Origin of the sequence: Bradyrhizobium sp. McL0615, from assembly GCF_049993905.1 — a bacterium.
Lineage (GTDB): Bacteria > Pseudomonadota > Alphaproteobacteria > Rhizobiales > Xanthobacteraceae > Bradyrhizobium.
On record NZ_CP188254.1, the window covers coordinates 515,807 to 530,260 of the forward strand.

General features: G+C 63.3%; 15 protein-coding genes. 2 read left to right on the top strand and 13 right to left on the bottom strand.

Annotation, left to right across the window (positions count from 1 at the left end):
* Positions 1-69: 69 nt before the first annotated feature.
* The 9 genes from ACPPVP_RS02415 to ACPPVP_RS02455 all read right to left on the bottom strand — a co-directional run bounded on the left by ACPPVP_RS02415 (position 70) and on the right by ACPPVP_RS02455 (position 8,974).
* The gene (locus ACPPVP_RS02415; RefSeq protein ID WP_426530954.1) at positions 70-1,428 is read right to left on the bottom strand and encodes a S41 family peptidase; all 1,359 of its coding nucleotides are present in this window, start codon (positions 1,426-1,428) and stop codon (positions 70-72) included.
* The gene (locus ACPPVP_RS02420) at positions 1,425-2,804 is read right to left on the bottom strand and encodes a murein hydrolase activator EnvC family protein (protein ID WP_426530956.1); all 1,380 of its coding nucleotides are present in this window, start codon (positions 2,802-2,804) and stop codon (positions 1,425-1,427) included. The genes ACPPVP_RS02415 and ACPPVP_RS02420 overlap by 4 nt, the downstream gene beginning before the upstream one ends.
* Before the next feature lie 39 nt (positions 2,805-2,843).
* Positions 2,844-3,326: a 23S rRNA (pseudouridine(1915)-N(3))-methyltransferase RlmH gene (rlmH, locus tag ACPPVP_RS02425; protein ID WP_426530958.1), complete on the bottom strand. Its 483-nt coding sequence runs from the start codon at positions 3,324-3,326 to the stop codon at positions 2,844-2,846.
* Between the two features lie 97 nt (positions 3,327-3,423).
* Complete coding sequence (rsfS, locus tag ACPPVP_RS02430) at positions 3,424-3,777, bottom strand: ribosome silencing factor (protein ID WP_426530960.1); 354 nt, start codon at positions 3,775-3,777, stop codon at positions 3,424-3,426.
* A 237-nt stretch (positions 3,778-4,014) separates the two neighbouring features.
* Positions 4,015-4,644, bottom strand: coding sequence for a nicotinate-nucleotide adenylyltransferase (locus ACPPVP_RS02435; protein WP_426530962.1), 630 nt, complete (start codon positions 4,642-4,644; stop codon positions 4,015-4,017).
* 31 nt (positions 4,645-4,675) lie between these two features.
* Positions 4,676-5,968, bottom strand: coding sequence for a glutamate-5-semialdehyde dehydrogenase (locus tag ACPPVP_RS02440; protein WP_426530964.1), 1,293 nt, complete (start codon positions 5,966-5,968; stop codon positions 4,676-4,678).
* A 116-nt stretch (positions 5,969-6,084) separates the two neighbouring features.
* Entirely contained in the window at positions 6,085-7,227 is a 1,143-nt protein-coding gene (gene proB, locus ACPPVP_RS02445; protein ID WP_426530965.1) for a glutamate 5-kinase, read from the bottom strand.
* Positions 7,228-7,318: 91 nt separating this feature from the next.
* On the bottom strand, positions 7,319-8,374 hold the full coding sequence (gene obgE / locus ACPPVP_RS02450; RefSeq protein ID WP_426530967.1) for a GTPase ObgE: 1,056 nt from the start codon (positions 8,372-8,374) through the stop codon (positions 7,319-7,321).
* Positions 8,375-8,491: 117 nt separating this feature from the next.
* Positions 8,492-8,974 (bottom strand): MaoC family dehydratase, encoded by a 483-nt coding sequence (locus tag ACPPVP_RS02455; RefSeq protein ID WP_426530969.1) that lies wholly within the window; start codon positions 8,972-8,974, stop codon positions 8,492-8,494.
* Positions 8,975-9,153: 179 nt separating this feature from the next.
* Between ACPPVP_RS02455 and ACPPVP_RS02460 the strand changes: the two genes are divergently transcribed.
* The gene (locus ACPPVP_RS02460) at positions 9,154-10,068 is read left to right on the top strand and encodes a DMT family transporter (RefSeq protein WP_426530971.1); all 915 of its coding nucleotides are present in this window, start codon (positions 9,154-9,156) and stop codon (positions 10,066-10,068) included.
* Positions 10,069-10,224: 156 nt separating this feature from the next.
* On the opposite strand, the gene ACPPVP_RS02465 is transcribed toward ACPPVP_RS02460, so the two are convergent.
* From ACPPVP_RS02465 to rplU, 3 genes are all read right to left on the bottom strand, one after another.
* Positions 10,225-10,827, bottom strand: coding sequence for a GNAT family N-acetyltransferase (locus tag ACPPVP_RS02465; RefSeq protein WP_426530973.1), 603 nt, complete (start codon positions 10,825-10,827; stop codon positions 10,225-10,227).
* A 127-nt stretch (positions 10,828-10,954) separates the two neighbouring features.
* Positions 10,955-11,224, bottom strand: a complete 270-nt coding sequence (rpmA, locus tag ACPPVP_RS02470) for a 50S ribosomal protein L27 (RefSeq protein ID WP_426530975.1) — start codon at positions 11,222-11,224, stop codon at positions 10,955-10,957.
* Positions 11,225-11,314: 90 nt separating this feature from the next.
* Complete coding sequence (gene rplU, locus ACPPVP_RS02475) at positions 11,315-11,800, bottom strand: 50S ribosomal protein L21 (protein WP_426530977.1); 486 nt, start codon at positions 11,798-11,800, stop codon at positions 11,315-11,317.
* Between the two features lie 391 nt (positions 11,801-12,191).
* Here rplU and ACPPVP_RS02480 point away from each other — a divergent pair, with 391 nt between their 5' ends.
* Positions 12,192-13,292: an ROK family protein gene (locus ACPPVP_RS02480; RefSeq protein ID WP_426530979.1), complete on the top strand. Its 1,101-nt coding sequence runs from the start codon at positions 12,192-12,194 to the stop codon at positions 13,290-13,292.
* Positions 13,293-13,574: 282 nt separating this feature from the next.
* Here the strand turns inward: ACPPVP_RS02480 and ACPPVP_RS02485 are convergent, their stop codons facing one another.
* Positions 13,575-14,438, bottom strand: a complete 864-nt coding sequence (locus tag ACPPVP_RS02485) for an alpha/beta fold hydrolase (RefSeq protein WP_426530981.1) — start codon at positions 14,436-14,438, stop codon at positions 13,575-13,577.
* Positions 14,439-14,454: the final 16 nt, after the last annotated feature.

Consider the following 14,454-nt stretch of genomic DNA (forward strand, 5'->3'; position numbering starts at 1 on the left):
ACTCCACCGCCCAGCAAAAAGGGCGACCCGAAGGCCGCCCTTTTTTCAAATGCTGTGTGCTGGAGCCGATCAGTTAGCGGCCTTGGTGGCCGGCTTTTCGACCGCTGCCTTGTCGCCGGTTGCCGGCGTTGCAGTTGCGGTCGACTTGATGCCATGCAGCAGGTCGGCGGCGGCCTTCAGCGCCTTGTCGTCCTTGGCGTCCGGCGGCACGTAGGATTGCGAGCCGGTCTTCTCGTCGCCGTCGTTCTTCAGATGGCCGCGCAGCGAGGCTTCACCCTTGGTGTCGGTGCGCGCCTTCAATTCTTCCGGCACGTCCTGCAGCACTTCGATGTCGGGCACGATGCCCTTGGCCTGGATCGATTTGCCTGACGGCGTGTAATAGCGCGCGGTGGTGAGCCGCAGCGCGCCATTGCCACTGCCGAGCGGAATGATGGTCTGCACCGAGCCCTTGCCGAACGAGCGCGTGCCGACCAGCGTGGCTCGCTTGTGGTCCTGCAGCGCGCCGGCGACGATTTCGGAGGCCGAGGCGGAGCCGCCATTGACCAGCACGATGATCGGCTTGCCCTTGGTCAGGTCGCCCGAATGGGCGGCGCGGCGCTGGGTTTCCTCGGCATTGCGGCCGCGGGTCGAAACGATCTCGCCGCGCTCCAGGAAGGTGTCGGAAACGGTGACCGCTTCCTCCAGCAAGCCGCCGGGGTTGTTTCGGAGATCGATGATGTAGCCCTTCAGCTTGTCGCCGAGCTGATTCGAGAGGTTGCCGATCTCGCGCTTCAGGCCTTCGGTGGTCTGCTCGTTGAAGGTGGTGACGCGGATATAGGCGATGTCGTCCTGTTCGACGCGGGCGCGCACCGAGCGGACGCGGATGTTGTCGCGCACCAGGGTAACTTCGATCGGATTGTCCGAGCCCTTGCGGATGATCTTGAGGCGGATCTTGGTGTTGACCGGTCCGCGCATCTTCTCGACCGCCTGATTGAGGGTGAGACCCTGCACGGCTTCGTCGTCGAGATTGGTGATGATGTCGTTGGCCATGATGCCGGCCTTCGAGGCCGGGGTGTCGTCGATCGGCGAGACCACCTTGATCAGGCCGTCTTCCATCGTGACCTCGATGCCGAGTCCGCCGAATTCACCGCGGGTCTGCACCTGCATGTCGCGAAAACTCTTTGCATCCATGTAGCTCGAATGCGGATCGAGGCCGGCCAGCATGCCGGAGATCGCCGATTCGACCAGCTTGGAGTCGTCGGGCTTCTCGACATAGTCGCTGCGCACGCGCTCGAACACGTCGCCGAACAGATTGAGCTGGCGGTAAGTGTCCGAGGTGGCCGCACGCGCACTCGATCCCATCAGTATGGAACGAGGCTGTGTAACGAAGAGCGTCAAAGCCGCACCGGTGGCGGCGCTGAGAAGAATTACAGAAGTCTTGCGCATCATCCGCGAACCTTTTCGCCTTCGTTAGCGGCCCACCATGGGCCTGAGTCGATTGGAGTGCCGTCCTTACGGAACTCGACATAGAGCACCGGCTGGCTCGCGGTCGTCGCGAGAATGGATGCAACCTGGGACGTTGTCCCCATGGTCGCGACCGGCTCTCCCGTTAATACAAACTGGCCGATGTTTACCGAAATGCGCTCCATCCCGGCGATCAGGACATGATACCCGCCCCCGGCATTGAGGATCAAGAGTTGTCCATAGCTGCGGAAGGGTCCAGCGTAAACAACCCAGCCGTCACACGGTGTTGTGACCTGAGCCCCGGCCTTGGTTGCCAAGGAAATGCCTTTTTCTACGCCACCCGCACCGTCGGAACCGCCAAATTCGCGAATCTTGCGGCCGTTAACCGGGAACGAAAACAGGGCCTTGGCGGAGGCAAAGGCGATGGCCGGGCTCAATCGGGCAGGGTCCTTCAGCGCGCCCAGGTTGGGTTTGCCGCCCGGAGCAGCCGGAGCGCCCTGCAGGCTGGCGGTTGCGGCCGCCTTGGCCGCGCTCTTCAGGTCCTGCTCCATTTTCGTGATCAGGCCCTGCAGGCCTTCGACCTGCCTGGAAAGGTTAATGGCGCGCGCGCCTTCGGCCTCGACGTCCTTTTCGATCGCGCTCTGCTTGCGCTGTCGTTCTTCCACCAGCGCAGCCAGCCTGACGGAATCGTCCTTCAACTTGTCGCGATTCCGCGCCAGATCGTCGCGCTTGGTGGCGATGCGCTGGCGCAAATTCACCAGCTCGCCGAGATCGGCGGCGAGCTTCTCCGCGCGGCCGCGCAATTCGGGCACGACGGATCCAAGCAGCATGGCGGTGCGCAGCGATTGCAGCGCGTCTTCGGGCCGGACCAGCAGCGCCGGCGGCGTGCGCCGGCCGGCGCGTTGCAGCGCCGCCAGCACCTCGACGATTTCGGCGCGGCGTGAATCGAGCGAAGCCCTGACCGCCTGTTCGCGGCTGTCGAGCGGGCGCAGCTCGACCTCGGTCTCGCCGATACGGGTCTCGACGGTGCGCACCTGGGTAGCGATGTCGATCAGTTGCTGGTTGAGCTTGGAGCGGTCCTGACCGATGGCCGCGATATCGGCCTTTAGTTTCTGCTGCAGCTCGGCCGCCTTGCGCTGCTGCTCGCGCGTCGCCTCCAGTTCCTCCTCGCGCTGCTTGATGGCATCGGGAGAAACGGCCGTCGCTTGCTGTCCGGGGGCTGCGGACTGCGCTACCGCCGGCGAAAGCGATGCCGCGGCGAGGCTAGCGGAAAGCAGCAGCACGGAAAGCGAGACAGCCGACATCAGCGGCCTGCCGCCGCCTGTGGTGTCGAATGAGTGAATGTCCCGCGTTGAATGCATCCGGTCTATTCGGCGTTGTCCGTATTCACGTCACCGTGCCTAGGCACGATGGTAGGGGTGGCCGGCCAGAATGGTCGCGGCCCGGTAAATCTGTTCAAGAAGCATGACGCGGACCATTTGATGCGGCCAGGTCGCCGAGCCGAACGCAATGCGTAATTTAGCCTTGCGCTGCAAATCGGGCGAAAGTCCGTCCGCGCCGCCGATCGCGAAAATTGTGTTGGCAATCCCTTGATCCCGCCAATCGCCGAGATGCCGGGCGAAACTCGCGCTATCGATGCTCTTGCCATGCTCGTCCAGCGCCACCAGCACGGATTTCTCCGGTATTGCCGCCGCAATCGCCGTGGCTTCCTCCGATATCCGGGTCGCGGTGTCGCGCGCGCGGCTTTCGGGAATTTCATGAATCGCGAGGCCGCGAAAGCCGAGCTTGCGGCCGATATCCTCGAAACGCTCGCGATAGCGTTCGGCCAGTTCCTGCTCCGGACCCTGCTTCAGCCGGCCAATTGAGACCACGACAAGGCGCATGAATGCTGTTTCTGGCGTGCACTTTCCGGCACGCGCGCTTTTTGGCGCACGTCAGGCAGACTACATGCGCTTCAGCCGATTCGCATCGGCCTGGCGTTCAGATCGCCGCCGCCGCCGGGTTTTGCGTCCACAACCTTTCGAGATTGTAGAATTCGCGTACCTCGGGTCTGAACACGTGCACGACCACATCGCCGGAATCAATCAGCACCCAGTCGCAATTGGGCAAGCCCTCGACATGGATGTTCTTGATGCCGTTTTCCTTCAGGGCTTTGGTGACGTTTTCCGCGATCGCGCCGACATGCCGGTTGGCCCGGCCTGTGGTGACGATCATGTAGTCGGAAAATGCGGATTTGCCGCGAAGGTCGATGGTGATCGTTTCTTCCGCCTTCATATCGTCGAGGCGGGAGAGGATCACATTCAGCGTCTTGTCGGCGTCGGGTTGCGCCTTCAAGGCCGCAGCTTGCGTCGATGTTTTACGCGGGGTCTTGGCAGACTTGCCAGGAGTCTTGCTCGTCTTGCTACCAGTCGCCTTGGGTAAAACAGACTTGGACAATACAGATGTGGCCAGGGACCATTCCTTTCACTGTATCGCGAACGCCGAATCCTGACGTCCGCCGACTATATTAGGCATGTGGGGTTAATGGTTTCAATATTCCAGTGAATCCCACGGCCGGTTCGAACCAAACTGTCACTTCTTTGCCTTCCAGCTCCCGTCGGAGTTCCGAAGCCCGGTGGACGACAGGTTCAGTTTCATGCCGGTGAGGAAAACCCAGGCAGGGGCCTGCTGATCGGCTAGCCGGGCCGCCTGGTTCTCAGGCACACGGTAGCGCGCCAGCGCCTGCGCGGCGGGGGCTGCGAGCGCCCGGAAACTCTGCGGCGGACGGTCGATCACGGCGATCGGCACCTCGGAAGCGATGCGCCGCCAATCCTTCCAGCGATGGAACTGCGCGAGATTGTCGGCGCCCATGATCCAGACGAAGCGCACGCCGGAAACGCGGCGGCGCAAATGAATGATCGTGTCGACAGTGTACCTGGTGCCGATGACAGCTTCGAGACAGCTGATATCGATGCGCGGATCGTCGGCGACGTCGAGCGCGGCGCGCGCGCGTTCGGACATTCCGTGCAGCCGGCCGGTGTCCTTGAGCGGATTGCCGGGCGTCAGCAGCCACCAGACGCGATCGAGCTTCAGGCGTTTCAGCGCAAACTGGCTGATGGCGCGATGTGCTGCGTGCGGCGGATTGAACGAGCCCCCGAGCAGGCCGATGCGCATGCCCCTGGTGTGGAAGGGGATGGCTTGCGCGGCAGATTGCGATTGCATCAACCGGGTCACCGCACGCGCTGGGTTCTGGTCACGGCCGCGTCTGCCCGGTGCCGTGAATGCGATATTTGAAGCTCGTCAGCTGCTCGGCGCCGACCGGACCGCGGGCGTGGAATTTGCCGGTGGCAATCCCGATCTCCGCGCCGAAGCCGAACTCGCCGCCATCGGCAAACTGCGTCGATGCGTTGTGCAGCACGATCGCGGAATCGACTTCGTTGAGGAATTTCTGCGCAGCGCCGGCGTCTTCGGCCACGATCGCATCGGTATGATGCGAGCCGTGATTGTGGATATGCGCGATCGCCTCGTCGAGGCCGTCGACGACCCTTGCCGAGATAATCGCGTCTTCATACTCGGTGTCCCAATCCTCGTCGGAGGCGGGCTTCACACGCGCATCGATCTTCTGCACGGCGTCGTCGCCGCGCACCTCGCAGCCGGCATCGATCAGCATCTCGACCAGCGGCTTCAGGCTCGTGGCAGCACCGGCGCGATCGACCAGCAGGGTCTCGGCGGCGCCGCAGACGCCGGGACGGCGCATCTTGGCATTGAGCACGATCTTCTTCGCCATTTCGAGATCGGCCGAACGATCGACATAGACGTGGTTGACGCCTTTCAGATGCGCGAACACAGGCACGCGGGCTTCCGCCTCGACGCGTGCGACAAGGCTCTTGCCGCCGCGCGGCACGATCACATCGACGCCGCTGTTCAATCCGGTGAGCAGCAGGCCGACGGCCGCACGGTCGCGCGTCGGCACCAGCGTGATTGCGGCCTCGGGAAGGCCCGCCTCGCGAAGCCCCTGCGCCAGGCAGTCATGGATGGCACGGCAGGAACGAAAACTGTCGGAGCCGCCGCGCAGGATCACGGCGTTGCCGGACTTCAGGCACAGCACGCCGGCATCGGCCGCGACATTGGGACGGCTTTCGAAGATCACGCCGATGACGCCGAGCGGCACGCGCACGCGCTCGATGGTCATGCCGTTTGGCCGCTGCCAGCTCTCGGTGACGGCGCCGACCGGATCGGGAATGCCGCGCACTGTGGCGACGCCATCAGCCATGGAATCGATCCGCGCTGGCGTCAGCGTCAGGCGATCGACGAAGGCAGAGGTTGCGCCGCTGGCGCGTGCTTCCGCCACATCCTCGGCATTGGCCGCCAGGATCTTTGCTGAGTTGGCGCGGATCGCCCGTTCGATGGCCTGAAGCGCACGATCCTTCTGCTCCGGCGGCGCCAGCGCCAGCACCCGCGCGGCCGCGCGCGCCTGGGCAGCGAGGTCGGTCATCAGAGCGGGCAGATCGGCGTTGCCGTCAATTGCCTTGAGGGGAGCGGTCATTCAGAGGTCTCAAGTCTCGAGTAAGGCTATGTCCTAGCACGGAAATCCCGCTCTTGCGAGGTCCGGAACCGGCATGGCTGATTGGCGAATCCGAAACAGGCAGCTCGGCCAGTGGCTTACTTTGCCGGAATGGCCCCGGCCGGCCCCACCACGAGGTCATCCCGGTGGATCATCTCCGCCCGGCCTGAGATGCCGAGGATTGCCATCACGTCCGGCGAGGAGCGGCCTTTGACCTTTTCGGCGTCCTCGGCGTCGTAGGCGACGAGGCCGCGGCCGATCTCGTGGGTGTCGGGGCCGCGCACCACGACGGCATCGCCGCGGGCGAACTGGCCGTCGATCCGGATCACGCCGGCCGGCAGCAGGCTTTTGCCCGCACGGAGTGCGGCGACCGCGCCGGCATCGATGGTCAGCGTGCCCTTGGGCTCCAGCGAGCCAGCAATCCAGCGTTTGCGCGCGGTGACAGGATTGGCCGGCGTCAGGAACCAGGTGCAGCGCCCGCCATCTGATATCGCCTGCAATGGATGCTCGATCTTCCCCGACGCGATCAGCATATGCGTGCCTGACGTCGTCGCGATCTTCGCCGCCTCGATCTTGGTGAACATGCCGCCGCGCGACAATTCGGATTCGGCCGCGCCCGCCATACCCTCGATCTCCGAGGTGACGGATTCGACGATCGGAATCAGTTTTGCGTTGGGATTGGCGCCGGGCGGCGCGTCATAGAGGCCGTCGATATCGGACAACAGGATCAGGAGATCGGCGCTCGCCATGGTGGCGACGCGCGCGGCGAGGCGATCATTGTCGCCGTAGCGGATTTCGTTGGTGGCGACCGTGTCGTTCTCGTTGATCACGGGCACCGCGCGCCATTCCAGCAGTTTTGCGATCGTCGAGCGGGCGTTGAGATAGCGGCGGCGCTCCTCGGTGTCCTGCAGCGTCACCAAAATCTGTCCGGCGCCGATGCCGTGAGCCCCGAGCACTTCCGACCAGATCCGCGCCAGCGCGATCTGGCCGACCGCGGCGGCACCCTGGCTTTCCTCAAGCTTCAGCGGGCCGCGCGGCAATTTCAGGCGGCTGCGCCCGAGCGCAATCGAACCCGATGAGACCACCAGGACGTCGCGGCCTTCGCCGTGCAGCTTGGCGATATCGGCGGCCAGCGCGGACAGCCAAGCCGAGCGCACCTCGCCGGCATGGGAGTCGATCAGCAACGAGGAGCCGACCTTGACGACGATGCGGCGAAAGTTTTTGAGCGCGGGGCGTTTCATGGGTGCGGTCGAATAATACGGGTGTTCGGAAGCAATACGCGCCAGCTCCCGGATTTGGAAGTGGCGCGGCCGGCGCAGGCTCAGGTTTGCATCAGCCCTGCGGCGGCGTTACCGGCGCCCACGGCTCCGCCTGGCCGCCCTTGGCCTTCAGCGAAACCGGAGCTTCGCCAATCACCTCGACCAGCGCCTTGAGCGCTTCCGGCACGCCTTCGCCGGTCACGCCCGAGAGCAACAGCGGCGTTTTCTTCGCGGCGCGTTTCAGGCGATCGCGCTGCTTCTTCAATTCGTCAGGCGCCACCGCGTCGATCTTGTTCAGCGCGACGATCTCGATCTTGTCGGCCAGATGCCCTTCATAGGCCTCGAGCTCGGTCCGGACCGTCTTGTAGGCCGTGCCGGCATGTTCGCAGGTGGCGTCGATCAGATGGAGCAGCACGCGGCAGCGCTCGACATGGCCGAGAAAGCGGTCGCCGAGCCCGGCGCCTTCATGGGCGCCCTCGATCAGCCCGGGAATATCGGCGAGCACGAATTCGCGGCCCCCTGCATTCACGACACCGAGCTGCGGATGCAGCGTGGTGAAGGGATAGTCCGCGATCTTCGGTTTCGCGGCGCTGACGGCGGAGAGGAAGGTCGATTTGCCGGCATTGGGCAGACCGACGAGGCCGGCGTCCGCTATCAGTTTCAGCCGCAGCCAGATCCAGCGCTCTTCGCCCTCCTGGCCGGGATTGGCGTTGCGCGGCGCTCGGTTGGTGGAGGATTTGAAATGGGCGTTGCCGAAGCCGCCATTGCCGCCTTCGGCCAGCACGAATTTTTCGCCGAGCTCGGTGAAGTCGTGGATCAGCGTTTCGCGGTCTTCGTCGAAAATCTGGGTGCCGACCGGCACCTTCAGCACGATCGATTTGCCGTTGGCGCCATGGCGGTCCTTGCCCATGCCATTGGTGCCCTTCGGCGCCTTGAAATGCTGCTGGTAGCGGTAGTCGATCAGCGTGTTCAGTCCGTCGACGACCTCGACGATGACGTCGCCGCCGCGGCCGCCATTGCCGCCGGAGGGCCCGCCGAACTCGATGAATTTTTCGCGGCGGAACGCCACGCAGCCGTTACCGCCGTCGCCGGAGCGGATATAGACCTTTGCCTCGTCCAGGAATTTCATGATGGCTTCTAGGTAAGGCAGGGGGGCCCTCGCGGCAACCCTCAAGCCGCCAAACATTGGCGAAAAGCCTTAATTTTGGGGCGCTTTTGCGATTTCGACCCAGAAAGCCGGGGGTTCTTATGAGGTCGGCCGCCGCCGCACCAGAAACTTCTGCATTCCTTCCAGCACCAGCTCCTTGCGCTGGTTGAACACGGTCGAGCGCAGCGTCACCACGCCGGTGCTGCGGCCGGGAACCAGTTCGGTCACTTCGAGCGCGGGATAGATGGTGTCGCCGGCATAGACCGGCTTTAAGAACTTGCTCGATTGTTCGAGGAATCCGACCAGCGATTCCTCGACGATGTAGGGAAACAGCCCGGCCCCCGGCGCGGTGTGGATCAGGGTCTGGAACCCATGCGCGAGCAGGTCCGGCATGCCGCGGGCGCGGCAATATTCGACGTCGTAGTGGATCGGATGGGTGTCGCCGCTCGCGGTCTGGAACGCGGCGAATACCGCCGAGGTCTGGGTCCGGCTCGGAATCACAAAACGTTCGCCGAGCACGAAGTCTTCGAACCAGCGCTGTTCGCGCACCATGCGATGCTGTCCGGGGTCGAAGTCGGTCATGTCGGGTTTCCTGCCGTTCTTTTTGATGCGACCTACCGGTACCGCAGGGGTGGAGCTGCGGCAATTCGTTCAATTCGTCATGCCCGGGCTTGTCCCGGGCATCCACGCCCTTAAAACAGCGACACAAGAAACGTCGATGGCCGGAACAAGTCCGGCCTGCAGGAAGCGCCGCATCCCTGATGAGCCTGTTCGCCAAGATCTCCACCTATGACGAGCGTTCCGCGCGGCTGGCCGGCATCGGCTTGATGCTGCTGTCGATCTTCATGTTCTCGTTTGGCGATGCGCTCGGAAAATTCATGGTCGCGACCTACTCGGTCGGGCAGTTGATGTGGCTGCGCGCCTGCGCGGCGCTGCTCGTGCTGCTGCCGATCATCTGGCGGCAGCGCGCCGAATTCAAACGTATCGAACGGCCCTGGCTGCAGCTGCTTCGCGTGTTGCTGTCGACGCTCGAAGTCGCCGCGTTCTTTCTCGCCACCGTCTATCTGCCGCTCGCCGACGTCATCACCTATTATCTGGCCTCGCCGATTTTCGTCACCGCATTGTCGGGCATCGTGCTCGGCGAGCACGTCGGCTGGCGGCGCTGGACTGCGATTCTGATCGGCTTCTGCGGCGTGCTGATCGCCCTGCGCCCGTCCACGCAGACCGTGAGCTGGCCCGCGATGATCGCGCTCGGCGGCAGCCTGTCGTTTGCGTTCCTGATGCTGATCACGCGCTCGCTGCGGTCGACCCCGGATATCGTGCTGACGACGTCGCAATTCGGCGGCACGTTTCTGCTCGGCGCGCTGATGTCACCGATCGGCTGGGTGACGCCGACCCTCGGCAGTCTGGCTCTGTTTGCGGCGGCGGGAGTTACGTCGGTCGTCGCGCTGCTGTGCATCAACCGTTCGCTGAAACTGGCGCCGGCGAGCGTGGTGGTGCCTTATCAATATTCGATGATCGTATGGGCGGTGATCTTCGGCTTTGTGGTGTGGGGCGATGTGCCGTCGCTCTCGACCCTGATCGGCGCGGCGATCATCATCGGCGCCGGCTTCTACATCTTCCTGCGCGAGCAGCAGCTGGGCCGCGAGGAAACGGTAGTCAATCCGCCGGCGTGAGCAACTTGCACAGCCGTCGTCCCTGCGAACGCAGGGACCCATAACCACCGATGCCAGTTTGTTACGAAGGCTATAACACCACCGCCCTACTGAAGAGCCGTGGCGTATGGGTCCCTGCGTTCGCAGGGACGACATCTGTTGTTGAGCGGCAGTGATCTACCGCTCTCTCCGCGTCGAACTTCCCCAGTTCTTCAGCGACGACCACACGCCGCGCGTCAGGCGGAAGCGGTCGACCGGGGTCGAGGATCCCAGCGCCTCGAAGCGGTGCAACTCGACGCCGCTCCACTGGAAGCCGCATTTCTCCAGGATGTTGCGCGAGGCCGGATTGGCGACGCGGGCGCCCGAAATCAGGTGCTCGGCATCGAATTCCTCGAAGAAGAAGTCGATCACCGCGCGCGCGGCTTCGGTGCCAAAACCCTGGCCCCAATGTTCGACGCCGAGCCAGTAGCCGAGTTCCGGCGCGTCCGGTTCGCTGCGGTCGATACCGACCATGCCGACGGGCGAATAGTTCTGTTCGATCAAGAACACCGACTCGCCGTCATTGGTGGACGTCGCGCGTACGAATTCGACCGCGTGATCCTGCAAATAGGGGTGCGGGAGGCGGCGGGTGTTTTCCGCAATGCGGCCATCATTGGCGAGATGCGCAATCGCTTTTACGTCCGCGAGCGTCGGCCGGCGCAATGTCAGCCGTTCGGTCTCGAGGACGCAGCTACTTGCCTCACGCAAGACCGGCGTTGAGATCGGGATGTCCTGCAACATGTCGGGCTCCTGATTGCGAAAATGCGCAAAAATAAAAAGGGGAGGCCGGTTTCCCGCCTCCCCTTGGAGCCCTTTTCGACTCCGCCGGTTCAACAGGACCCGGCGGACTCGGATGTGTGTCCACCGTCTATTCGGCCGCCTCCGCCATCGGAACTACCGATACGAAAGTGCGGCCGTTGGTTTTTGCACGGAACTCGACATGACCTTCGACCTTGGCAAAGAGAGTATGGTCGGTGCCCATGCCGACATTAAGGCCGGGATGCCAGGTGGTGCCGCGCTGACGCGCGATAATGTTGCCGGGAATCACGTGCTCGCCGCCATAGGCCTTGATGCCCAGGCGCTTGCCCGCTGAATCGCGACCGTTTCGCGATGAACCGCCTGCTTTTTTGTGAGCCATGGCCCGTCTCCGACTTCGCTAAATTTTAGATCAATTCCTTGACGGAATCATTTCACTTTTAATCACGCTTCAACTTTTCGTTGAAGCGCATCACTTCTTGTCGCTCTTCGCGGCGGCCTTCTTGGCCGGAGCCTTCTTTGCGGCGGGCTTCGCCGCAGCCTTTTTCGCGGGCGCCTTCTTCTTGGCGGCCGGTGCCTCGTCGCCATCGGCGGCGGGCACTACGACCTTTTCCCGCTTCGGCCGTGGGCCGATCGAAGGCTTGGCGTTATCGGTCAGGATCTCGGTGATGCGAAGCACCGTGATCTCGTCGCGATAGCCGCGCTTGCGGCGCGAATTCTTGCGGCGACGCTTCTTGAACGCGATCACCTTGGGGCCGCGCTTGTGGTCCAGCACTTCGGCCGCAACGGTAGCGCCTGCCACCGTCGGCATGCCCAGCACCGGCGTGTCACCGCCGACCACCAGAACTTCGCCAAGCTGCACGATCGTGCCGACATCGCCGGCGATCTTGCCTATCTCGAGCACATCATCCGGAACGACGCGGTATTGCCGGCCGCCGGTTTTGATGACTGCGAACATCGTTTTATTCCTTCGTGTTCGATCCCGGCCTCGGACATATTCCCAACAGGGTTTGCCCGGGTCGGCTTTTTGGTCAGTCGTTATGGGTACGATTTTCGCGCGGCCGGGGAGCAAGCCCCCAAGGAATTCGCGCAAAAACAAGCGGCGCGAGAAATCCCGCGCCGGATGCGGGGACTTATAGCCGCCGAATGCTATGAGTCAAGGCGAAATGGCCCAAAAAACCGCCAAAAGTGAACGGTTTGGCCGCGAATAGCGAGTGGCGAAGGGGGCAGCTACCCGTCGCCCGGCGCTCTCTATTTGCGATTTGCCATTCGCCGCCCGCCCTTCTCATTGAAACCAAAGGGTTCCCCGCCCGTTGTCGCCAACGAAAACCGGCAGGGGCTCAAGGCACATGGCAGAAGACACCATAACGACCACGGGCATCGCCCGCCACGGCGCCACCAGGCTGCCGTCGGTCGAGGTCGACAGTTTCAACGTCGAATTGAAGGATGACGAAGGCTTTCTCGGCGACCGCGCCAGCAAGGGGGCCTTCCGTAAGATACTGGACAGCCTGCGCAAGCCGCTGAAGAAAAACGGCGACGACCCCCTCGGCAAAAAGAGCACAGACGAGATCCCCAAAAGCGATCTCGACGCGGCGCTGATTGGCGACGATGTCGCCGCCGCAGCCTTGGTGCACGGTGCGATCGAGGAATTCGCCCAGGAACTGGCCTATGTGACCGGGCGGTTTCTCAAGACCAAGGCGTGGGCCGATACCGAACGCATCGTGGTCGGCGGCGGCTTTCGGCAGAGCCGGGTCGGCGAACTCGCCATCGCCCGCACCGATATCATCCTTAAAGCCGAGGATTTCGACGTCGATCTGGTGCCGATCCGCTTTCATCCCGATGACGCCGGCCTGATCGGCACGCTGCATTTGGCGCCGTCATGGATCTTCGAGGGCCATGACAGCATTCTCGCGGTCGATATCGGCGGCACCAATATCCGCTGCGGCGTCGTCGAGACGCGCTGGAAGAAGGCGCCCGACCTTTCCAAGGCCGACGTCTGGAAGTCCGAGCTGTGGCGGCATGCCGACGACGAGCCGACGCGTGAAGGCGCAGTGAAGCGGCTGGTCAAGATGCTGAAGGATCTGATCACGACCGCAGAGGCCGAAGGCCTCAAGCTCGCGCCCTTCATCGGCATCGCCTGTCCCGGCGTGATCAACGGGGACGGCTCGATCGAAAAGGGCGCGCAGAATCTGCCGGGCAATTGGGAGAGCTCAAAGTTCAACCTGCCGGCAAGCCTGGTGGAAGCGATCCCGCAGATCGGCGATCACGACACCGCCGTGCTGATGCACAATGACGGCGTGGTGCAGGGCCTTTCCGAAGTTCCCTTCATGCAGGACGTCGAGCGCTGGGGCGTGCTGACCATCGGCACCGGGCTTGGCAATGCGCGCTTCACCAACCGGCGCAAGGAAAACGGCAAGGACGAGAAAAAGTCGAAGAAGGGCCGGGACTAGAACATGATCCGGAAAAGTGGGTGCCGGTTTTCCCTTAGCTAACAAACGCGGAACGCGTTTGCGCGGAGATCACGCTCTAGTTCCGGAATTAACGTTTTGCGCGGGTAGTAAGGTTGACTGGTTAGGTTAAAACCGGCTTCGCGTTGCCGTTCCCACTGCGGTCGCTACCGTCGTTTCGTCGCTCCGGCTGGCTGGCGAAGCCGCACTTCCCGGCCAGAATTTCAAAGCAGCGGCACGGGACCGTCAGTTTTTTGTCGCGTCTGGCGGTCCCACCCCCTTTGCTCAACTCCAGCCGATGCGCGTAAAGAACGCCGCGATCTCAGATGCGGCGCGATCGGGATCCTCACGATGGGGAAAGTGGCCGACATCGGGAAACATCGCGAGATCGAGATTGGTAAAGGTCTCGCCGAGCCGGTCGGTCCATTGATACGGAAACAGCGGATCATGCTCGGCCCAGCGAACACAGGTCGGCACGCTAATCGGCGCTAGCGTTGGCGCTTCGCCCTTCATCATCCTGACCCGGCCGGCATGGGCTGCGCGGTAATGCGCGAAGCCGCCGGCAAGGTTTCCGTCCTTGAGAAAATTGTCGGTGAAGGCGTCGAGGTGATCGTCAAAGGCGTGCTTGCGATGCGACCAGGCTTTCAGGAAATGCCCGATATAGCGCCGGCAGCTTTCGCGGCTCGCGCCGATCAGGGCAGGCGCCATCTCCATCTGGTGAAAGGATTGATACCAGATGTTGTTGAGGCGCTCAGGCTCCGCCATCCGCGGCCCGATACCAGGATAGACGAAATCGAAGAAGAACAGCCCGGCGATCCGCGCGGGCGCCTTTCGCGCCAGCGGCTGCATCAAGGCGCCGCCGACATCGTGACCGACGATGCCGGCCTGCGGCAGCCCAAGCGCATCCATCAGCGCCAGCATGTCGGCGGCCTGCTGGTCGGGCCCGAACAGCCCGTCGGGCTTGTCGCTGTCGCCGAAGCCGCGCAGGTCGGGCGCATACAGCGTGAAGCGATCGGCGAGCCGCGTCATGACCGGCTCCCAGGTCAGCCAGAATTCCGGCCAGCCATGCAGCAACAGCAGCGGCCGCCCCGCGCCCACGCGGACCACGTGAAGTGCCGCGCCATTGGCCTGAACCGTCAAATGCTCCATTTTGGGCTCCTTTTTG